The sequence below is a fragment of the Fructilactobacillus sp. X7R7C1 genome (genome assembly GCF_059901065.1).
Map to the genome: position 1 here is coordinate 460,635 of NZ_JBWXVF010000001.1, position 21,869 is coordinate 482,503.

At 37.9% G+C, this 21,869-nt stretch carries 23 protein-coding genes and 1 riboswitch; of the genes, 12 read left to right on the forward strand and 11 right to left on the reverse strand.

From position 1 onward, the window contains the following. Positions 1-785 precede the first annotated feature (785 nt). Both AC6UDC_RS02160 and AC6UDC_RS02165 read right to left on the reverse strand, forming a co-directional pair. Positions 786-1,583, reverse strand: coding sequence for a DUF1828 domain-containing protein (locus tag AC6UDC_RS02160; protein WP_500721220.1), 798 nt, complete (start codon positions 1,581-1,583; stop codon positions 786-788). Between the two features lie 3 nt (positions 1,584-1,586). Next, a complete protein-coding gene (locus tag AC6UDC_RS02165) occupies positions 1,587-2,018 on the reverse strand; it encodes a DUF6978 family protein (protein ID WP_500721095.1) in 432 nt (143 codons plus the stop codon). Positions 2,019-2,176: 158 nt separating this feature from the next. Between AC6UDC_RS02165 and AC6UDC_RS02170 the strand changes: the two genes are divergently transcribed. From AC6UDC_RS02170 to thiM, 6 genes are all read left to right on the forward strand, one after another. Next, positions 2,177-2,845, forward strand: coding sequence for an SDR family NAD(P)-dependent oxidoreductase (locus tag AC6UDC_RS02170; protein ID WP_500721097.1), 669 nt, complete (start codon positions 2,177-2,179; stop codon positions 2,843-2,845). A 15-nt stretch (positions 2,846-2,860) separates the two neighbouring features. Beyond that, entirely contained in the window at positions 2,861-3,424 is a 564-nt protein-coding gene (locus AC6UDC_RS02175) for a cysteine hydrolase family protein (RefSeq protein WP_500721099.1), read from the forward strand. Between the two features lie 45 nt (positions 3,425-3,469). Beyond that, a riboswitch (TPP riboswitch) is annotated at positions 3,470-3,560 on the forward strand. 64 nt (positions 3,561-3,624) lie between these two features. Further along, the gene (locus AC6UDC_RS02180) at positions 3,625-4,266 is read left to right on the forward strand and encodes a TenA family protein (protein ID WP_500721101.1); all 642 of its coding nucleotides are present in this window, start codon (positions 3,625-3,627) and stop codon (positions 4,264-4,266) included. Between the two features lie 19 nt (positions 4,267-4,285). Beyond that, positions 4,286-5,092, forward strand: coding sequence for a bifunctional hydroxymethylpyrimidine kinase/phosphomethylpyrimidine kinase (gene thiD / locus AC6UDC_RS02185; protein ID WP_500721103.1), 807 nt, complete (start codon positions 4,286-4,288; stop codon positions 5,090-5,092). A gap of 5 nt (positions 5,093-5,097) precedes the next feature. After that, positions 5,098-5,736 carry a thiamine phosphate synthase gene (thiE, locus tag AC6UDC_RS02190; RefSeq protein WP_500721106.1) on the forward strand — a complete coding sequence of 213 codons (639 nt, stop codon included), beginning with the start codon at positions 5,098-5,100 and terminating at the stop codon, positions 5,734-5,736. 4 nt (positions 5,737-5,740) lie between these two features. Further along, positions 5,741-6,532 carry a hydroxyethylthiazole kinase gene (thiM, locus tag AC6UDC_RS02195; protein ID WP_500721108.1) on the forward strand — a complete coding sequence of 264 codons (792 nt, stop codon included), beginning with the start codon at positions 5,741-5,743 and terminating at the stop codon, positions 6,530-6,532. 49 nt (positions 6,533-6,581) lie between these two features. Here the strand turns inward: thiM and AC6UDC_RS02200 are convergent, their stop codons facing one another. The 8 genes from AC6UDC_RS02200 to AC6UDC_RS02235 all read right to left on the reverse strand — a co-directional run bounded on the left by AC6UDC_RS02200 (position 6,582) and on the right by AC6UDC_RS02235 (position 13,422). After that, positions 6,582-7,349: a flavodoxin family protein gene (locus AC6UDC_RS02200; protein ID WP_500707224.1), complete on the reverse strand. Its 768-nt coding sequence runs from the start codon at positions 7,347-7,349 to the stop codon at positions 6,582-6,584. A gap of 102 nt (positions 7,350-7,451) precedes the next feature. Further along, positions 7,452-8,636 (reverse strand): O-antigen ligase family protein, encoded by a 1,185-nt coding sequence (locus AC6UDC_RS02205; protein ID WP_500721110.1) that lies wholly within the window; start codon positions 8,634-8,636, stop codon positions 7,452-7,454. Between the two features lie 16 nt (positions 8,637-8,652). After that, on the reverse strand, positions 8,653-9,456 hold the full coding sequence (locus AC6UDC_RS02210; RefSeq protein WP_500699226.1) for an alpha/beta fold hydrolase: 804 nt from the start codon (positions 9,454-9,456) through the stop codon (positions 8,653-8,655). Positions 9,457-9,618: 162 nt separating this feature from the next. Further along, a complete protein-coding gene (locus AC6UDC_RS02215; RefSeq protein ID WP_500693489.1) occupies positions 9,619-10,086 on the reverse strand; it encodes a universal stress protein in 468 nt (155 codons plus the stop codon). 16 nt (positions 10,087-10,102) lie between these two features. Further along, positions 10,103-10,612 carry a YbhB/YbcL family Raf kinase inhibitor-like protein gene (locus tag AC6UDC_RS02220; RefSeq protein ID WP_500721112.1) on the reverse strand — a complete coding sequence of 170 codons (510 nt, stop codon included), beginning with the start codon at positions 10,610-10,612 and terminating at the stop codon, positions 10,103-10,105. Positions 10,613-10,686: 74 nt separating this feature from the next. Continuing rightward, positions 10,687-11,202 carry a hypothetical protein gene (locus AC6UDC_RS02225; RefSeq protein WP_500721114.1) on the reverse strand — a complete coding sequence of 172 codons (516 nt, stop codon included), beginning with the start codon at positions 11,200-11,202 and terminating at the stop codon, positions 10,687-10,689. Between the two features lie 80 nt (positions 11,203-11,282). Beyond that, the gene (locus AC6UDC_RS02230; RefSeq protein WP_500693492.1) at positions 11,283-12,929 is read right to left on the reverse strand and encodes an APC family permease; all 1,647 of its coding nucleotides are present in this window, start codon (positions 12,927-12,929) and stop codon (positions 11,283-11,285) included. A gap of 112 nt (positions 12,930-13,041) precedes the next feature. Then, on the reverse strand, positions 13,042-13,422 hold the full coding sequence (locus AC6UDC_RS02235) for a VOC family protein (protein WP_500693493.1): 381 nt from the start codon (positions 13,420-13,422) through the stop codon (positions 13,042-13,044). A 118-nt stretch (positions 13,423-13,540) separates the two neighbouring features. Here AC6UDC_RS02235 and AC6UDC_RS02240 point away from each other — a divergent pair, with 118 nt between their 5' ends. Then, positions 13,541-15,088 (forward strand): ABC-F family ATP-binding cassette domain-containing protein, encoded by a 1,548-nt coding sequence (locus tag AC6UDC_RS02240; RefSeq protein WP_500693494.1) that lies wholly within the window; start codon positions 13,541-13,543, stop codon positions 15,086-15,088. 35 nt (positions 15,089-15,123) lie between these two features. Here the strand turns inward: AC6UDC_RS02240 and AC6UDC_RS02245 are convergent, their stop codons facing one another. Next, on the reverse strand, positions 15,124-16,038 hold the full coding sequence (locus AC6UDC_RS02245; protein WP_500708111.1) for a proline-specific peptidase family protein: 915 nt from the start codon (positions 16,036-16,038) through the stop codon (positions 15,124-15,126). 161 nt (positions 16,039-16,199) lie between these two features. Between AC6UDC_RS02245 and AC6UDC_RS02250 the strand changes: the two genes are divergently transcribed. The 5 genes from AC6UDC_RS02250 to AC6UDC_RS02270 all read left to right on the forward strand — a co-directional run bounded on the left by AC6UDC_RS02250 (position 16,200) and on the right by AC6UDC_RS02270 (position 21,819). Then, a complete protein-coding gene (locus tag AC6UDC_RS02250; protein ID WP_500708112.1) occupies positions 16,200-17,807 on the forward strand; it encodes an ArnT family glycosyltransferase in 1,608 nt (535 codons plus the stop codon). 114 nt (positions 17,808-17,921) lie between these two features. Beyond that, positions 17,922-19,589 carry a glycosyltransferase family 39 protein gene (locus AC6UDC_RS02255; protein ID WP_500708113.1) on the forward strand — a complete coding sequence of 556 codons (1,668 nt, stop codon included), beginning with the start codon at positions 17,922-17,924 and terminating at the stop codon, positions 19,587-19,589. A gap of 59 nt (positions 19,590-19,648) precedes the next feature. Continuing rightward, complete coding sequence (locus AC6UDC_RS02260) at positions 19,649-20,788, forward strand: cation:proton antiporter (RefSeq protein ID WP_500708114.1); 1,140 nt, start codon at positions 19,649-19,651, stop codon at positions 20,786-20,788. A gap of 49 nt (positions 20,789-20,837) precedes the next feature. Beyond that, positions 20,838-21,260, forward strand: coding sequence for a bis(5'-nucleosyl)-tetraphosphatase (locus AC6UDC_RS02265; protein WP_500707298.1), 423 nt, complete (start codon positions 20,838-20,840; stop codon positions 21,258-21,260). Then, the gene (locus tag AC6UDC_RS02270; protein WP_500707215.1) at positions 21,250-21,819 is read left to right on the forward strand and encodes a guanylate kinase; all 570 of its coding nucleotides are present in this window, start codon (positions 21,250-21,252) and stop codon (positions 21,817-21,819) included. Before AC6UDC_RS02265 ends, AC6UDC_RS02270 begins: the two co-directional genes overlap by 11 nt. The last annotated feature ends 50 nt before the right edge of the window (positions 21,820-21,869 follow it).

A 21,869-nucleotide genomic window follows, 5' to 3' on the forward strand; every position in this document is an offset into this window, starting at 1 on the left:
AAAATGATATGTTAACGTTGGTAATAATTAAGAAAATTATTCTAGTTATTACTGCTACTCTTGTGAAGTATAAAATCATTAAATGAATTTCCTAAAACTCAAAAGATAATTTTTTAAGTATAATAAAAGTGTGACAAACACTTTGGGCATATATTGCTTATCAGGTATTTTCAAAACACTTATAGAAAGCAAATGTAAGGGCTGACAAAATTATTAAAACTGGTATACTTAGTTAACGGAGATTAAGTCGCAAAGGAGCCCCACTACTTTTGGTAGTGGGGCTCCTTTTGTGCATAATATGAGTAAATCATCTAATAGTATATTTTACCAGTATTTTCATAGTGAGGGAAAAGCATAAATAAACATCGAGACTATTATTTTGTGAGTTTGATCTATACCAATATTTATATTTGAATTATTGAAAGAGATTTATTTGAATAGTATTGTTTCCCTCGTATTTATACAACTTTATAATTGATTTAAATTTTAGTAGGGAAAGATTTATTACTAAATTAATAAAAAAGAATTCTTTATTATTAGGATTTTGTAATAGAGATACTATAAGTTAACTTTAGTAAAATAATTAATATTTCAAAAATAGAACTTTACTTTTAATCTTTTTTCATAAGTTTGATTTTTAATTTCCATATTATTATTTAAATGCATTTTAGAGTATATTCTTGGCATAATTAACATTGTAGTACTTATCACTTTTAATATACCCCTTTACTGATATAAACTGTTAATCAAATTGATTTATTTTTCCTATATCATAATATGATATTTTATGATATTTTCAATTGTTTAATGTTATCTTTATCACTAAAGGCAATTAATTCCAAATTTGCTGATGTAGCTATTTGTTTTTCCTTTTTACTTGGTTTAGATTGTTGATCATTATAAATTATTGAATATTTGATAGGCTTATCTAAAAATGATTTTATGTCATTAAATTCAAAAGCTGCAGCTGCTGTATTATTATAATTAGTAGTATTTTGGAAATTTATTACGGTAAAAGATCGTTTATTTAATTTAGGTAAGGCATAATCAATCTTATGAGATATTCCACTTTTACCAGTTATTGAATAATTTGGTAGGCCACCAAAATTATTTTCTTCAAAGTACTTTAGAACATCTTCTTTAAACATTTGAGATATACTATTTCTTTTTAGCATACTCATACTATCAATTTTTATGGCAGCAGAAATTAATTTATGTTCCATTAGTGGAAAATCTTGCTTTGTACCTGAAATTGATAATTCATCTTCGTTATTTTTAATATCGAATTGATAAAGTATACTATCTAATTCTTGTTTTCTTTGAGATGTTGATAAATCAATTCCGCTCATAATTAAGTTATCTATTGTTTCTCCATCATCACTCAATATTATTTTTGAGTTTTTATATTCAATATAAAAGCGGATGTTATCGTTAATACTGTTTAAGTAGGGTGTATTAACAACATCAATATTTGTATCTTCTAAGTGTGAAATTTTTAATTCATTTTTAATCCAATTTGAGTAATCATTAATTAGTTCTTTGGTCTTTTGAGTATTGATAATAATTCCCTCCTTCTTAAATATTCGTTATATATCTAGCGCCTGGGGAATACATAGGTCTGTTATATTAAAATTATTATACAGTAGAAACTGTTTTAAAGAAGCAAATAAGTCGTTTGTCGCACTATAATTATCTAGTTTTGATAACGAAATAGCATCTTTTCCATTGTGATGTTCTTCGTCGTATATATGTATATGTGGTGTTTTTACACCCTCGTGTGTTTGTCCTTCAATATCTACTCTTATCATTATATTATCTTTTGTTGCTAATAGGATATAAGATAGTTTGTTCTTATCTTTATGTCCCTTTCTATTTTGGATAACTCTGAATTTTTGGTTTGAATTGAAAAAAGATTGTCCTAAAAAATTTGCAGATTTTCCTTGTTTTGCAAGCTTTATATTATTGTTATTCAACTTTTTGCTAACTACAAAAAGATCGTGAAAACTTTTATTATCCATGTTATATTGCTCCTACTTCATTTTATTTAAACGTGTAATTATAACATTCTTTAGAGATTCTGGGAATAAGAATTTAAGAATAACAGCAAAACATTAAAAGGGTTTGTTTCCTCAAATGGTGGTAAACTTTTCTTGAATCAACTTTAGGAGGGAATTTTATGAGTGAAAGTGTAGTAATTTTTGGAGTTGGAAAAGGATTTGGCTTTTCAATTGCCAAAAAATTTGGTGAAGCTGGCAAGACACCGATTATGGTGGCTCGAGATGCTGGTCAGTTAAAGCAATTTGTTAAAGATTTGAATCAAGAGGGGATTAAAGCTGATTTTATTGCTGCTGATGTTACCGATCCAGCGCAGGTAACCAACGTGTTTAGTAAGATTAAAATGGCATACGGGATTCCTCAAACCATGGTTTATAACGTGGGTGATAAGACTTTAGATACACCATTCTCATTACCATTAGACCAGATTAAGAAAATGTACAATACCAATGTCTTTGGTGCCATTACGACAACCCGCCAATTCGTTGGCCTTTCAGACGATCAAAAGGAAAACCGGAACATTCTGATTACTGGTGGTGGAGCTGCCTTTCATCCTACCAAAGGCAATGTCACTTTAGCAGCAACTAAAGCGGCTTTAAGTGATTACGCCTTTTCACTTCATGATGCGGTTCAAGATGATAATATCTACGTCGGTTTGATTACCATTCAGGGACTATCTGGTAGTAGTGAGGAAATGCAGCCCGACAACGTTGCCAAGGTATACGTAAAAGCTGCTCAAGATCGCTCCGAAAAAGAAATTAAATATCCCGAGAAGCCGTCAGATTTTTAAGAAAGAAGATTAAAAATGGCTGATAAAGAAAAAAGTGCGCTTTTAATCATTGATTACACCAATGATTTTGTTGATGATAAAGGGTCATTGACCGCTGGAAAGCCAGCTCAAGTGTTAGACCAATCAATTAGCGACTTGGCTGAAAAATTCAAAAATGATGGTCAGTTTGTTATTTTTCCAACTGATGTTCATAAAAAGGATGATCCATACAGTCCTGAGACGAAGTTGTACCCAACTCATAACGTGCGAGGGACCTGGGGTCGTGAGCTATATGGGAAGGTTGGAAAATGGTTTGATGAGAATCAAAAGTTAGATAACGTTTGGCAAATGGATAAGACTAGGCACAGTGCGTTTGCTGGCACTGATCTGGATCTTAGACTTCGTGAAAGAAACGTTAAGACTCTCCATCTTGTGGGTGTTTGCACCGACATTTGTGTCTTGCACACGGCAATTGCTGGCTATAACCTTGCTTATAACTTGGTTATTCATAAAAGTGGGGTGGCAACCTTTTCCGATTTGGGTCAGAAGTTTGCGATGAATCACTTTAAGACCGTCTTGGGTGCCAAAGTAGTTGATTAGGATTGTCATGCCAAATTTTAAGGAATATAATAAATTTAATTGAATAGCTGTATGAGGGGGTGCCAAGTGGCTGAGACTATACCCATTGAACTTGAACTGGTTAATACCTGCGAAAGGAATCGTGCGATCTTTAATTAAGAATATAATTGAAGGCTCCTCATCATTGATGAGGAGCCTTTTTGTGTAGGAGATGTTAGTAGTTGATTACAAATAAATTTACCGATGAATTGATAAGTAATGCGACAACAATAATGAATCAAATCATGAATTGTGATTATGTTAGGGGAATTAAAAGCGGTAAAGTACCAGAAGAGGCGCTAATTAACTACGTTCAACAAGATGAAATGTATTTAGACGGTTACGTTAAACAGTTTCAACAAATTCAGACTGAAACAAGTGATGTGAATTTGAAAAGATTTTTGGCAGGTTGCGTTGCCGGGATTAAAAACGAAAGCACACCGCACGAGGTCATGTTAAAAATTGCAAAAGTGACTGATGATGAGCTTCAAGATGCCCGCATGTTCAACGTTACCAAGGATTACGTTGAAAGTATGCGTGAAGCCGTGAGCACTAAGTCCATTCTAGTTGGATTGAGCGTGCTCGCACCGTGTATTTGGACTTACTATGTAGTTGCTACTGAACTAAATAAAACCAACCTTATTAACAATCCATTTAGCGATTGGATCAAGTTTTATGCTGATGCAGATGAGGTAAAGCAAATTTTTGCTTTTATTAATCTCCAGGCGGAAACTCATTCAAACGAAAGGGCCACCGCAAATCAAGTTTTTCAGAATAGTTGTCATTATGAATTGGATTTTTGGAACAAAATGTATGACGCTTAGAACTTTTTAGGAGGGAACTATGAGTAGTGAAATAAATCAATATCCAGAAGCTTTAACAATTGCTGGGACTGATTCCGGTGGTGGAGCAGGGATGGAAGCTGATATTAAAACGATGCAGGCCTGTCAGGTGTTTAGCACTAACGTGGTAGTGGGAGTGACGGCACAAAACACCATTGGTGTTCAAGATACGTATCCACTTCCGAAAAAAATTATTGATGAGCAGTTTGCTTCCGTTTGCGATGATTTTGATATTAAAGCAACTAAGACTGGAGCTTTGTTTGACGAAGAACACGTTCAATTAGTGGCAGATAACATTAAAAAGTACAAGTTGGGCCAAATTGTTGTTGATCCTGTTATGGTAGCCAAGGGAGGGTCAGTGCTACTTGAAGCCGGCGCCATTAAAACCTTGATTAACGAACTGATCCCATTGGCCGATTTAGTAACACCAAACCTACCTGAAGCGGAAAAGATTACGAATCAGTCCATTGCATCTGATGAAGCAATCAAAAGGACAGCGCGAAAAATTCAAATTGCTGGTGCTAAAAACGTCATGATTAAAGGCGGACATGGTACGGATAAGATCGTAAAGGACTATGTTCTTTTACAAGATGGATCTGATTTTTGGTTGACCGCCGAACGGGTGAATACGGTTCGGACTCATGGCACGGGAGACACGCTTTCTTCAGCAATTGTCGCGGCTTTAGCGCGTGGTGAAAGTATGGAAACTGCCATTCGTTTTGGAAAAGATTATCTGGATAAAATTATCAGGGAACCATTAATTATTGGTCATGGACACGGGCCCCTAAATCATGGAATGTGGGAGTAATAAATATGCAATTTAACAAAAAAATGCTGCAAATATACCTGGTGGCAGGTACCCAAAATTTTGCCGGTTCTGAAACTGAATTTTTGGATCACATTGACCAGGCTTTAGATGCTGGTGTTACAGCTTTTCAGTACCGTGAAAAGGGTGTAGGTTCACTTACGGGTTTGAAAAGGATTGAGATGGGAAAGAAACTTCGTCATTTAACCACTGAATATCATATTCCACTAATTGTGGACGATGACGTGGATTTGGCTAATCAGATTAATGCAAACGGGATCCACGTTGGTCAAAGTGATGAAAGCGTGCAAAAGGTGATTCATGATAATCCAGAAATGATAGTTGGATTGTCGATCAGTACCAAAGAAGAATTAGAGCGTAGTAAACCTCTCACTGGCATCGATTATTTGGGAATTGGACCGATTTTTCCGACTACTAGTAAAGCGGATGCTGAATCACCAATTGGGGTTTCTGGTTTAGTTCAGCTGCAAAGACAGGTAAATTTACCGGTAGTTGCGATTGGTGGAATTAATGCAGGTAACTGTCAGTCAATTTATCAGGTTTCAAACGCTGGAATTGCGGTAATATCAGCAATTATGGACAGTACTAACGTTGAAAAGACAATTAGCGAACTAGAGAGGAAATGATAGTATGACGTCGATTTTAGAAGAAATTAGAAGGGAAAATCCCGTTGTTTTGGACATTCCTAACATGGTGACCCCACAGAAAGTAGCGGATGCAATTAGTTATGTTGGTGGCTCACCAATTATGTGTGACTCTTCAAATGAAGGTAATGACTTGGTGGCAATTGCGAACAGTTTGGTCTTAAACTTGGGGACGATGAACGATGATAGTATTAAATTAGATATAATTGCTGGTCAAGCAGCTAATAATCGTCGTTTGCCGGTGGTGGTTGATCCAGTTGCTGTGAGTGCCTCGGAATTAAGAACGGAAGTTTTTAAGAAGATTAGTAGTGAAATTAATATTGATGTCTTGCGTGGCAACGTTGGTGAGATTGCCTTTGTTGCCGGAATTGACTGGGGCAGTCGTGGAATTGATGCAGCTGATGGTAATGGTGACCGGGTTCAGGTTGCTAAAATGGCTGCTAAACAATTTCATTCCACGGTTGTCATTTCAGGAGTTGACGATGTAATTTCGAATGGAAAGGAAACGTATGTGGTACACAACGGCAGTCATGAATTAGCAATCAACGTTGGATCTGGAGATGTTTTAGATGGTGTCATTGGTGTGGTTGCCGCTCACCATCAAAGTGTTCATGAAATTGCACTAGGGACGGCTATGGTTGGCATTGCTGGTGAACTGGCGGAGCAAAAATATCCGGATGAGCCGGCGTCATTTGAAGTCGAATTCTTCAATAATTTGTACCGACTGGATGACCATCATCTTTCCGATACAATTAAAATTGAAAAAAGCGATGATTAGAAAAAAGCGACCAATTGTTAACAATTGGTCGCTTTTATTTAGTTTTAAGTTAACGACGACGATGTCTTAAGAACGTAAAGAAGTGAAGCAAGATTGCTAGAAGAACATAGAAAATAACCACAAATGCTACGTAGAAGAGCCAAAATTCTCCGTTAAATTTCAGTCCAAAAACTAATCCTTCAATTAGCATTGTCACTAGTGACATTACTGCAATCATACAAAATAATTCGATATAACGTTTCAAAGTACTATCATCCTTTCGTGGCTTGTTGGCAATCTTTTGTCCCCATCGTTTACACAGTTCAATTTTTTTAGGGTCAGGAATTCCCTTACTTCCCCAGGTGTGCGTTCCGATTACCTCACCAAGTTTGATTAGACCGGCTGCGGTCATGATCTTATCAATGGTCCGAAAGGTTTGATCGGTAATGCCGGTAAAGAAATTTTGAAATGAGGAGAGAAAGCAAGTGGTCAGACTAAGGTAGTGTTTGTTTTTAAACTTACCGGGCAAGGTGTCACCAATACTGTTCATTTTAACCATTCGATGACGCATGCAATCGAATAGATTTTTGGTAACTCCTGATAAATCAGCAAAATACGTCGGAGATGCAATGATCCAGACGTCCGCTTCTTCCATTTTCTTTTCAATCATGTCAAGCGTTGGATTTGGGTTTTTGAGATTATCTGGTTTGATGTCATAATCTTGCAGAAATAATGTCTCAACCTGCGCGTCCTTTGGAAGACCTGAGATTACTGCATCAAGGTATTTGGCAGTCAAGCCATCCTTACTTTGTGAGCCTAAAAATGCTAGATAACGCAAATTTATGACCTCCTTTGAAATTAATTGATTCTTTCTATTTCATGTTATATTTTTGTGAAACTAATATCAATTAAAAAACCCATCATTAATGATGGGTTTTGATTATGTGGTTTTAACGTGTCTCCCAATTGCCTGCTGATGAAAATGATCCGGCTGGATTACTCGGGCAAAAGCGTAAATAAACGGTGCAAACATGTAAGCATTAGTAAGTTGGGTTTCAATGATGCCTTGAACAGCAAGGGCAATTAAAATCACACAAAGGAAATAGTTATCGTCCTGTTTAGCCTTGTAAGCACTAGCAAGAAACAATGCCAGTAGCAACATTAAACCAATGAAACCGGTACTTAATAAGATGAACAAGAACGTGTTATCGACCCACAAGTTTGACCGAGCACCTAACAAGGGCATATTTTGCCCAATTAACTTTGGCGAATAGAAATATTGAATGACGGTTAACTGTTGTCCGGGACGACCAGAAAGGGCACGATTCAACACGTTGAATAATGGCAGTGATGAACCCCAAGCGACCATGCCGATTCCTACTACGAAAGTCAATGAAACAAGGATCCAGGTGATTTTTGGTAGTAGGTGAGTGATTTTGGGAGCAAAGCTCAAAGCGAATCCGAGTACTAGGATAGCTCCAGCAACCATAAATCCGCGTGAACCAGTCAGGTAGGCAATGACTAAGTAACTAACGAAAATAAAGGCATATACGAAGTACATCAGTTTTTTTCGACTGTTTTGTATTAACAAAAGGGCCGAACAGAAAATACTTAAGATGAAACCACTTAAGACGTTTGGATGAGTGAATCCAATTGCATATCTAGTGGATGAGCCTCTTGTAAATGAAATGGCATTTTGTGGTGGAAAGACGTGTAAAATCAAAAAGGCCAAAATTACGACTAGAACAACGAGTTTAGTTGCAAGGTCGATGGTCGCAAACGCATCTTGATTTAGTAAGTCAGCGTTGGCCATGAATAAGAACAATAAAAATAGGGTACTGGTAATCACATTTAAATGAAAAAGATATGACAAGATAAAGATGACTGCCATGATTATGATAATTGTCCACTGTTTAGGGTTATGTCTCCTGGTAAGTAATAGTACGATTTGGATTCCGATGACAATTAACGTGATTACCCCTGCGATTTGCCATTGCAAGAAACTTTTAGCGGAATATACGTTATTAAATTGACTGTTCAAAAGGATTACTGATGATGCCAGAAAAATAACGTAACTCAGCACGTACACGAGCTGGTATAAATGATTTTTATTGGTTAAAGCCATTAATTAAATTCTCCAATTATTGGGTCATCTTATCGGTGAAGAAGTATTCTGCGATGATCTTAACGATGGATGGGTTCTCGTGAAGCATTGTGTGCTGAGCTTGGGAACTATTTCCGTGATATACGTAGAGCTTGTAACTTTTGACGTAGCCAGTCACAAGATTCTTCATTGGGATCTCACTCTTCATTGTAACTTCGCCATCCGTTCCAGAATGGTTCATATCACCAACTAGATTAAGGATCTGCAGGTCTTTTGGTAGATTCTTTACGTCGGGATCGTTTGGAGCATAGTTCGTTGCAAGGGAGATGAATTTTTTAACCTTTGGAACGTTTTTAAGATTGGGATAATGAGCTAGGTAATAGTAAATAATGTTTCCACCAGACGAATGCCCAATCATGTTAACTGAACGAACGTTGTACTTCTTGTACAAATAGCGCATTACGTTTGGCATTTGGGTTGATTGAAAATAGGGATGATGATTGTCCTGAAAGACAATTTGTACGGTCGGGTTATCAGCACCAAACTTATGGAACTGCTTAGTGGTCTTAACGGTTCCATCCTTTTTCACGTACAGTTGTAAGGTTTTGGTTGCTAGGTGGTAACGATTTAGGGTGTCAACCATGTAACCAGTCGTGATGTTATTTCCACCTAGTCCGGGAATGAACACAGTAGCGGTATCGCTTTGATTAACGTCTAATTTACTGAGAAAACTACCATGGTTATGCCAATAATAATAACCGCCACCGGCGAAGATGGCGATCACGATGACGATAAAGAGGGCAATGAATGATTTGGTGTGTTTTCTTTTTTTGATGTGCATTGCAAACATTCCTTTTAATTATTTTAAATTTGTACACTAACATCTAACATCATATAACAATTAACGTGATTCAGCTAGATGGTTGAAATGAATTGATCTTTAAAAGGCAATAAAAAATAGCCAAGCGCAAGGGCTTAGCTATTTTGTTTAAATAAGTCTTAACTATTTGATTGGGGTATTCTCCATGTTGGTTCTAACAATAATCACATCACAGGCGGCATGTGAGTTAACGTATCCGGCAACTGAACCCTCAAGCATGCGGTACAAGCGACCCTTACCAGTCGCTCCCATCATAATTAGATCGGTTTGATGGTCCTTGGGAAATTCGTAAGTAATTACTTCTCTAGGACTTCCAAACCGAGCATGGATATGAATATCGTCAATGCCAGTTTGGTCCTTGACTTTCTTAACTAAATCCTTTAAATAGTTAAGTTCTTCATTAACGATTTGGGTGATAACACTGCCATCAACAACTCCTAGGCTGTATCCATAATTAGTGGTGTTAATCACGTTTAAGACGTCAATTCGGCCTTTATTTCTTTGTGCTACCGCTGCCGCCTTGTATAAAGCAGCCTCTGCTTCTTTTGATCCATCAACTGGTACTAGAATGTGTTTGTATCCATTTAGCATTATGAAAGCCTCCGTTTTAGTTTTTCACTGGTAAAATTTGTTCGGCACTGGCAAGGACGTGTCCTGCCATTTTTTCCTTTAGTTCATTAAGCCAAAAGCCGTTGGTTAAATCTAGTTTTTGATCCAAGGCGTAAACATGCAACTGATAATCGTGTAGTTTATCGGGAGGAGTAGGACCAATGTAGTGTTGATTTAATTTTGAATCAGTAACGTGTACTAGTCCACCAGCTAAACTATTTTTCCCCAAAGTCATGTTAATTGATTGATCTTGGCTAGCATTTTCTGGTATTTCAGATATATTTGGATCAATGTTGGCAGCCACCCAATGAATGTAAGTAAAACCACAAACTGGGATTGAATCGTCGTCCAGTAGGATAACTACTAGTGACTTTGCGTTTTTTGGGACATCAGAGATTTTGATCGGGAATGAAATGATTGGATTACCATCTAACATTTCATCTGGGTCAGCGTGTTTAGTATACTTATCAGGTAAAAATCCATTTTGAAGTGGAGTATTAATTTTCATAATAGTGCCTCCTATACACTTCATTATACCAAATTCATTTGAATATAAAAAAATAAGGAACTATAAATAGTTCCTTATTTAACAAATTGCAAGGTATAAAAGCCCTGACCATTCCGCTCAATTGTAAAGTTAGAGTAACCAGCTGCTAACCAACTGCTTTGAGTAGCGTGTGCATAGTTTTTAGCGTCTTGAACCGAGTCAAATGATTTTGGTGTAGCAAACATCGAACTAGAATCACTCGTTGAATTATTTCTGTTTGATGATTGTGACCCACTTTGATTTGTTGGTGCTTGTTGGTTCCTGTTTACTGACGCTCCCTTGTTGGTCGTAGCTTGTTCCGCCTTATTAAAGTGTTTTGCTTTCTTTTCTGATTGAATAGCTCTGCTACTCTGTTGACTTATGGAGGATCCATTCATCCGATTCCCACTGCCGCTTGTCAGAAAGTGAATTCCAAAGACTAGCAGGATCACAATCACTACTAGACCTAGAACCCATGGCCAAGCCTTAAAGTCTTTCTTTTGGTGCTTTGGACCATTTGCGGCATTAAAGTCATAACGTTCGTATCTCGAATCTGGATCTTGACTATTCATAAGAATCCCTCCATCCATTTCAAGAAAAACAAGATGCATACGCATTATAACAAAATCCTTATGATTTTGCATTAACTTAACTAATGGTTGACCTGATCATCATCGACCTGTTCATTGACGCTTTTAGCGTTAAGCATGTTACCAGTGCGCTGATAACTAAAGACACCCCAGTAGAAGAACAGTAGTGCAACTACAATAATTACGATAAAATCATATGGGTAATGAATCCAGTTTTGACCACCGAATGGTGCGGATCCGATATACGAAAATGCTGACATAAAGATTAAATAGGCGACCATCCAAGCTCCGCCACGAAACTTGGTCAGGGTATTTTTCCAGCCGTTCTTGTTTTCGTAGAAGAAGTAAAACGGCAGCCCCAGCATAATAACAAGGATGACTTCAATAGTAGTAGGCCACATTGCCCAATAGATTGCCAAACTAGCAAGAACAAAGGCAAGTGGTGCCATGATTCCAGCAAAACTAATTTTGACTGGACGTTTGAAATGAGGAGCGTGGAGACGTAATGATCCAAGGGTAACTGGACCAGTCAAATATGCAATTAAGGTTGACGTTGAGATAACACTGGCTAAAACAGCCCAGTTTCTGAACACTGAAACCAAGATACAACTGACAATCCAGTTCACGATCATTGCGATTCTAGGAGTTCCCCATTTTTGGTTAATCTTACCTAAAAACTTTGGCATATGACCATTTTCGGTCATTGCTGCTAGTGTCCGACTAGTTGAAGCAACAAATGATACTCCGGTCCCAAAGGGTGAAACAAAGGCATCTAAATAGAGTAGAATTACTAGCCAGTTCAAGTTCAACATAATGGCTAAATCAGCAAATGGTGAACTGAAATTAAGACCATGCCAACCGTATTTGGCTAAAGTTGACGGGTCAATAACACCAACGAATGTGAACTGTAACATGACGTAAATGATGATACTGATTAAAAGTGAAATAACGATTCCCCGCCAGATGTTTTTCTTAGGATTGGTAATCTCATCACCAACGTTTATAACCGTTTGAAAAGCATTATAAGAGAAGATGATTCCAGATACGGTGGTAGCCGCAAAGATTGGAGCCGTTCCGTATGGGAAAAATCCACCAGTTTGAACGTTGTTAAAGTTTCCGGGATGAAAGCCAGAAGCAAGTAGCATAATAATGGTAAGAACTGGAACCACAATTTTAAAAATTGAAGTCAAAGTAGTGAAACGAGTCAGTAAGTTGACTGACCAGTAGTTTAACAGGGTGAACACTAAGATGAAGAGAAAAACGACGAATAACCCTTCGGTAGTAACCGTGCCATTGGCGTAAAACCCGTGAGTCCAGTTGGCCCATGACCAAGGCCATGAACTCATGTATTGAACGGCAGCGACCGCTTCGATTGGAAGCAGCGTTACAAGTGAGACCCAATTGGACCATGATGAGATGAATCCTAGAAGCGGTCCGTGGGTATACTGGGCATACTTACTCATTCCTCCGCTTTCTGGGAACATGGTCCCTAATTCGATGTAGTTAAACGCAATTGCACCAATCACAACGGCACCGATGATCCACGAAATAATGGCAGCTGGACCAGCGGTTTTAGCACCCTCCCAGGCACCAAATAACCATCCTGAACCAATGATTGAGCTTAGTGCCAGCATCGTGACACTGAAAAGGCTCATTTTCGGTTTAGTAACATTTTGATTTGAATTGTCCTTCGAATTTTCTTTTTTCATAAGTATCCTTTCTTTTTGCGTATTCGACGAATATAACAAAAATGATTATGGTTGTAAAATTGAAAAACACTATTTGATGGGGATTTTAGCCGGGTTGTATTCCCTTTCATTCCTATCGTTGATACTCTCTAATTTCAATCAAATTTTTATCTGGATCATTGATAAATAGTGAATTCATTTTACCGTTATGTCCCTGACTTTCGATCGGTCCTGCAACTACTTCAATAAAGTAGTTGGCTAAATGTGACTGGATTGAGTCAAGTGGATCCCTTGCAACCACGCTGAAACTGGTAGAACCAGGAGTTGGATTTTCTGGTTTAACGTTATCTTCCTTGTTTGTGACACAAACGAGTCGTTGGTGACCCAGCTGAAATTCAATTCTAGAATCAGTTTCGATCACAACTGGTAAATCTAAAACCTCATGGTAAAAGCGCATCGATTTCTCGATGTCATTTACCAATAGGGTGATGTGATCAATATCTTTGATTTTCATAGGCACTCCTCTTTTTTAAAAATGTACATACAATTATACCACTCAAATTCACCTGATTGACGTTGATTGCGATTCGGTGTTACGGTATAAGTTATGAAATAATGGAGGGAATTATATAATGGCGTTATTAAGTGTATCTAATCTAAGTATGAGTTTTGCCGACAAAGACCTGTACTCGGATGCTACATTTCAGCTAAATAAAGGTGAGCACATGGGAATTGTGGGCCAAAATGGGGTTGGAAAATCAACTTTGATTAAGATTTTGACCAATAAGCAATTGCCTTTATCTGGTGACATCAAATGGCAAAAGGGGACCAAAGTTGGTTACCTAGATCAGTACGTTAATATTCCAAAGGGAATGACACTGATTGATTTTTTGCATACTGCCTTTTCAGACCTCTACAACATGAATCAGCATATGAGCGATTTGTACGTAAAATATGCCGACAATATGGACGAAAAGTTACTTGAACAAGCGGGAAGAATCCAAGAACAACTTGAATCTCGTAATTTTTATGATATTGACACTGAAGTTGAGCAGGTGATTAATGGATTGGGTCTTGACGACATTGGAAGAGATCAAACCATTTCTGAAATGAGCGGGGGACAACGCTCTAAGATTATTTTAGCGAAATTAATTCTGGAGCATCCCGATGTAATTTTGCTTGATGAACCGACTAACTATCTGGATACCGCTCACATTAATTGGTTGGAAGATTATTTAAATAGTTTTGATGGGGCAGCGATGATCATTTCCCATGACTACGACTTTCTAGAAAAAGTAACGAATTGTATCGTGAACGTTGCGTTTGGGAAGGTCACTAAGTACCGTGGTGACTTCAAGTCCGCCATGAGACAAAAAGACGAAAAAGAAATGACCCAGCAGCGGGAGTACGAGAAACAACAAGAAGAGATCTCCAAGGCCAAAACTTTTATTCAGAAAAACAAGGCCGGAAGTCATTCCAATATGGCTAAATCACGGGAAAAGATGTTAAAACGAATGGATGTGATTGAGCCACCTTCAAGTAACATTCAAGCTTCTTTTGACTTTCCGTATGCTGATACTGGATCCCAGAACGCACTAGTGGTTGACCAACTGTCAGTTGGTTACGATCAACCGTTACTTAAGCCAGTTACCTTTTCCGTTAATACTGATCAGAAAGTTGGGCTTCAGGGTTTTAATGGGGTTGGAAAGTCAACCTTAATTAAATCAATCCTCGGACAAATTCCGGCAAAAGGGGGAAAGGCTAACTTTTCTCCATCCGCGAAGGTTAACTATTTCAGTCAAGACTTGATCTGGCCGAATAGTAAGATGACACCCTTACAAATCATTCAGGACAAGTATCCCAAGTTGACACAGAAGGAGATTCGTTCCCAGCTGGGTCGCTGTGGACTCGACGCTGCTAACGCCATGAAACCAATTGGTGAGCTTTCTGGGGGAGAACAAACTAAGGTCAAATTGGCTTTGATGGAATTTGTAAAAAGCAATTTCTTAATCATGGATGAACCGACTAATCACCTGGATGACGAGACTAAAAATGCTTTAAAACGGGCAATTATTAAATTTCCTGGGAATGCCATCATTGTTAGTCATGAAGCCAGTTTTTATGATGGATTGGTTGACAAGACCATTGATGTCGAAAAATTAAGTTTAAACCAAAAATAAAAAGGCACTTCATTTTGAAGTGTCTTTTCGTTTGCTTATTTTTGGTTGAAAGTTCCATTTTCAACTTGTCTAATGAAGTTGGCCAAATGGTCGTAGTAGACGGGGGCATTATCAATCATGTGGTGATGACCACCGTTTGGGGTTGAAACGAATTGAGCGTTTGGAATCATTTTAGCCATTCGTTTTCCGGTTTCCATTGGCATGGTTTCGTGTTCACCAAAAGTGACCAGTGTTGGAACTTTGATGTCCTTTAAATGATCAGTAAAGTTCCAGTCTTTTAACTTTCCAGTGATGACAAATTCGTTATCACCCTGAAAGGCGTTATAGATCGGTTTGCTCATGGTATCAACGACGTGGGCAATTGCAGGTGGTTGCTTTCGATCCACATATTCCCGATTTAAGAGTTCGACCAGTTCCTGATACTTATCGTTATCGTAATCGTTATTTGCTTCGCATTTTTTCATGTACGCTAATTGTTCGGGGGTGAGCGCTTTTTCTCTAATTTGAGCTAAATGGTCAGTGTAGTCCCCGATCCGATCAACCATTGAAGAAATAATGGCACCTTTCAGGTGATTACCATATTTAGCGGCGTACATCTGAACTAAAGCACCACCCCAAGATTGACCAATCAAATAAAATTTATCGATTCCGAGTTTTTGTCTAACCTCTTCAACCTCGTCAAGGAAGTAGTCGTATGTTAAAACCTTGTTAGCTACCTTCGGATCATCAAAATCGGGAGTGTCGGAGTACCACGAACCTAATTGATCGTACATGTGAACTTGGACGTTTAGTCCTTGTTTTTTCAGTTGTTCCGCAGTGTTCTCCCAGTATTCATGTGTTCCACCCGGACCACCATGAAGGGCGAGAAGATGAATGTCTCCGGTCCCTTGAGTGTTAGTCCATAGGTGGTAACCATTATCTAATGTAATGATTTTAGTTCCTTGTTTCATAACATTCACCTACCTAATTAGTTTAATTATTATGATAACACTTTAAAATGGTAAAAAAAGTGTGAAAGAATCAACGTACCCGTGTGATACACGTTCAAACGTGTACATAACAATTATTCTAGGATATAATGGGAACGGTTTAAAAAGGAGTAGGATCGGAAATGGAGTTCCGTATAAAACGTTTCATTAAAAATGTAAACGTTTGTTATTTTTTGGCTTTTGTGGTCGTAGCCTTAATCTTTATTGGGATGTTTAGTTACGCATCCCCACTTTATTATTTTGATTATTCGCCCGACGTTAACTGTTTCTTTACGGTCGGCAAGGGTATGATGCACGGACTAGTTCCGTACAAGGATGTTTTTGAGCAAAAAGGGCCATACGTTTATCTGCTTTATGGGCTCGCTTATTTAATCAGTCACTATTCGATTATTGGAATTACCATAGCAGAAATAATTGCGTTAGCAACCTCGTTATTTTTGGTTTTTAAAACCGCTCATTTATACGTTAGTAAACCAACTGCTTCAATTTTGGCACTTATAACGCCCTTTTTCTTAATGTTTCAAGAGTATTTTACCTATGGTGGCCTGGCGGAAGAATTCGTCTTTCCGATGATTTTATCGGCCATTTATTTAACTTTTAAAGCATGCCACAATCATTTTGCGATTAGTAACGTGAACTGGTTAGTTCAGGGATTCCTAGTTGGGGTGGTTTTTTTATCTAAATACACGCTGTTGGGCACTTGGATTGCTTTTTACATTATTTTTGCGCTGGTTTATTTGTACCATAGAAAGTTTAGTAGTCTTTTTAAGATGATCCTTTCAAGTGGCGTTGGTTTTTTGGCCGCAATTGTACCATGGGGAATTTATTTTCTCGTTACTAACTCGTTTAAAGCCTTTTACGACGTTTATTTTGTTTCCAACATGACGGTTTATAGCACCTCAGCTAATGGTGGAATTTTCACGAAGATTGCTGGCTCACTAGCCATTTTTAGTGAATTTTTAATTGATAAACCGCAACTCTTTGTTTTGGGTGCAATTCCGTTAATTCTTTTTGTCGTCTTTAACCATGGGGCGGAAAAGAATATTTTTTTGTGCATGATGTTTGTGAGTGCTTTTTTTGCTGTTTACAGCTATACTCCAGACACCCTATATGTCTATTACCAATTAGCGTTTATGCCATACGTTCTTGTAACGTTGGTCGTTTTAATTGCTAAAGGACTAAATTATAAGCAAGTTACATTGCCTAGTAAGCGACTTATTTCGACGTTTATTTTGATGACGCTTTTAGTCCTGTTCTTTACCATGGGGGTTAACGGTAATTTTCAAAAATCAAAATTATTTCCGAATAACAATCAGGAAACGCTGGATCCTAGTGATCCGCAGACCGCGCAAAAGAAGTTTGGCAAAATTATTAGAAAAGAGAGTAAGGGAACTCCAACCCTTCTCAACTACGGATATCTTGATCTTGGCATGTATACGGTCTCAGGAGCACTTCCCACGCAGTATTATTTCCAGATCAACAATATCTCGTATGATAAGAACCCTAAAATGGTCGAGTCACAAAATAAAGTTGTTAAAAAGAAGGCGGTTGAATGGATTGTCGTAAAGACCAATCAAGCTGATTCAATCAAAACATACTTTGGCAGACACGATTCTACTAGGCCAGCATCCAAAACCCTGTTAGAGAATTATCGGGTCGTATCCACTCATGAACAAAAGGCTCCCAATAATCGGAAGTCAGTATATTGGTTACTAAAAAGAAAAGCATAATCTTAAAATAAGGTTATGAAGTCTGGCGTCTCCGCGTTTGAGTGGAGGAATGTGGTATAATTGCTTTTATTATTGAGTGTGAGCTTAAATTCTTAATGATTGGAAGAACAATGTATGTTAAAAAAACTAAAAACTAAACCTTATTTATTTGGTTTAACGTTTGTAGTAATGAGTATTATCATAATTCTACTTTTGTCATTTGCTTCACCGTTCTATTATTTTGATACCTCACCCGACAGTAATAATTTTTTCACTGTCGGTAAAGCAATGTTTCACGGAATCATTCCATATAAGGATGTTTTTGAGCAAAAGGGGCCATTTGTTTATTTGCTTTACGGACTAGCCTCACTGATCACAAAACGATCGCTTGTTGGGATGGTACCGTTTGAGATTATTGCGATGATTATTATTATGACCATGTCTTACAAGATTGCTAGATTATACTTGTCACAAAATTGGTCATTTGTAATTTCATTGTTCATGCCAGTTTTTTCCGTGCTTCAGCCATTTTATGACTATGGTGGTTCGGTTGAATTCTTCGTGTTCCCGGCCGTTTTATATTTGATTTATGTTGCTTTAAAGGCTTGTCAAAATGATTTTGATATCAAATGGTGGGAATGGATGATTCAGGGATTCATGGTCGGAGTGGTCTTCTTTTCGAAGTACACTTTACTTGGTCCATGGATTGGATTTTATGTCTTTATGTTTGTCTTCTACGTTTACCATCGTCGCTTTAACGAAATGTGGCGATTGATTTTCTTTAGTGGACTCAGCTTCTTAATCGCACTTATTCCATGGTTGATTTATTTCTTAGTAACAGGGAGTTTTAAGTCCTTTATCCACGTTTACTTTACCATTAACATGACCGTTTACGGTTCATCGGGAATTGTACCAACTAAGATTCTGATGGCAACTGGATTCTTTATGAAGTTTCTGACGCAGTATCCGATCACAGTGGTCTTTGGTCTCTTGGGCTTAATCTATGTTTTATTTGACCATGAAATCTTTAAAGATGGAATTTCAAAGTCGCTTTTCTTGTTCATGATGATTGTAAATGCGATTGTAGCCGTTTACGGTCACACCTTTGGTAAAATCTATCAGTACTATCAATTAGCTTATTTCCCATTTATCATGGTGACAACTATCTTTGTACTGGTGTTTTTTATCAGACACTTTGAATCTAACAGAAAGCTCGCTCTCCCTTGGACGTTTGTTTTCGTAACGCTATGTATGGCCTTAACCTTTGTCCTTGGATCAAACAATAACTTTATTTACTCGAAGTTGCATCCCCAAAACTTATACGTTACTCTTAATCCTAAGAAAGGTGAGTACCAACAGCCTGCTCAAGTTTCGTTTGGAAAGATTATTAGAGACGAAAGTAAGGGAACGCCGACCCTTTTAACTTACAGTCGTTTAGAAAATGGTTTTTACACCAGTTCTGGTGCATATCCAACTCATTACTTCTTCGAACGTAATAATATTCCTAGCCGCGCTTATCCTAAAATGATGAGATCAGCTAACAAGGTGGTTCGAAAGAAACAAGTTCAATGGTTGGTAATTAGGGTTGATAATACAAGCAACAAGAGTAATGCTGAGTTGTACAAGTACATGAGCAGTGGTTCTAGAAAGGGTGGACGTGATGCGCTAATTAGAAATTACAAATTGCGTAGTAGTCATGCCCAAATGTTTGAGGAAAGACGTGCTACTTACTACTTGTTTGAAGCTAGGTCCAAGCCTAACCCCAATGCAAAGAAAATGATAAAAGAACATAAGTTTTATTAAATTAGTGGAGTTTGTCAAATTGGCAAACTCTGCTTTTTTTGAGGGATAACGGAGGTTATATGGAATATTTAGCAACAATTGGATTGATTTTACTTTCAACGTTGATTTTAGGAGTTTTAAGTCAAAGGATTGGGATGCCGGCGGTGGTAGGAGAGATTTTAGCCGGCTTATTAATTGGACCCGCGGTTTTGCACCTAGTCAGTTTAAATCACCTGGTTTCGGTTGGATCCGAAATTGGGGTCATCTTTTTGATGTTTATTGCGGGATTAGAATGTGATTTCGAGTTGGTCAAGAAGTACTTAAAGCCGGCCGTTAGCGTTGCTATCTGTGGGGTCATTTTACCGGTGGTCGCTTTTACCCTTTATGGTCAACTACTAGGCCAAGGAATTGAAAGAGCGCTCTTTTGGGGAGTGATCTTTTCGGCTACTTCAGTATCCATTAGTGTCGAAGTGCTTCAGGAGTTTGGCAAGTTGAAATCGGTCGCGGGAGCAACCATTTTAGGGGCCGCGGTAGTTGACGATGTGATTTCAATTATTTTGTTGAGTGTTTTTTCCAGTGTGTTTGGGACGGAATCAGGATCTAAAAATTTGTTTGTCCTGTTTACGTTTCAAATCTTGTTTTTTGGATTGATTTTTGTTGTCATTAAATGGATTGCACCTTGGCTCATGCGGTTAGCCGACCTTCTTCCTGCCAATTCAGCCGTGTCGATTATGGGGATTAGCATTTGTTTGATCATGGCATATCTGGCAGAAGCGGCCAATCTGAGCACGGTGTTAGGGGCTTTCTTTGCTGGAATTGCAATTGGACGTACGCCGCTTCATGATCAGGTGATTCAAAGTGCTAATCGAATTGGTTATTCCTTCTTTATTCCAATCTTTTTTGCCGCAATTGGGATGGAGATGAGTTTTAAGGGGCTCTCTAGCACGTGGTTGATTGTTGTAGTAATGACGATCTTAGCGGTTCTTACCAAATGGATTGGGTGTGGAATTGGAGCGAAATTAACTGGATTGACCCTAAAAGATGCCAACGTAGTGGGTGCCGGAATGGTATCAAGAGGTGAAATGGCTCTCATTGTCGCTCAGATTGGACTAGCTAGTCATCTGCTTGCTTCTGAACTGTACTCCGAAATTATTATGGTAATTGTACTTTCGACGATTCTTTCACCAATTATGCTTAAGTTCAGTATTAAATCAGTGTAGTTTTTGATTTTTTGGTACAATGAAAGAAACAAATAAATGGGGCATTTTTATGATTAATGAAATTGACGGTGGAACGATTGTTTTTCAACTTAAGGAAAATCAACCACTATATTTACTTTTAAAAAGTGCAACTAGTGATTTTTGGGGATATCCCAAGGGGCACGTCGAGGGAAACGAGACATTACAACAGGCCGCTAAACGTGAATTAAGAGAAGAAACGGGAATTCATGCTGAAATTGATGATGGTTTTGATGTAAAGGTCGAGTATGACATGAAGAATGGCCACCACAAAGTGGTAACTTTCTTTGTGACGGAGGTTCCGGTTGACACTTCGGTTACCAGACAGAAGGAAGAGATTAGTGAAGATCGTTGGTGCACCTACGAAGAAGCTTTGAAGTTAGTCACATACGATAACTTACTTCCACCACTTAAAAAGGCCAATGAATACATTGAGGACCACTATGTCAAATAAACGATTTGTAATTGTGATTACTGGAGCCGCTGGCACTGGTAAGACCACCATCTCGGATTATTTAATGAAAAAGTATGGAATTCCTAAGGTGATTACCCATACGACCAGAGCACCACGGGATCAAGAGCAAGATGGAGTGGATTATTATTTTGAATCACCGACAAGTTTTAAAAAACTTCATCTTTTAGAATCAGTAAGATATTCGGGGCACTGTTATGGATCATCATACGAAGGGTTAGACCGTGCTTTTTTAAAGTCTTCCATTGTTTCAATTGTGTTAGACACGAAAGGTGCCATTACGTACAAGGATCGATTAGGAGTAGAAGCGGTTGTCATTTTTTTGAAAGTTAAAGATCCGGCTGAGCTTAAAAAGCGCATGATTGATCGCGGGGATACTCTGGCTCAGATTCAAGTTCGAATGGAAAGTAAAGAAGACGCGCGTGATTTAAAGCTTCCAGCTGCTTTAAAAAATCGGTCAATTGTGATTGATAATGAGAAATGGAGTCAAACTAAGAATCAGATTGATCAAATTGTACTAAATTTAAAAAGACAACTTTAAAGAAATCTTTTATCGACTGGAATAAATTCTTTACTTTTAAGTGCAATAAT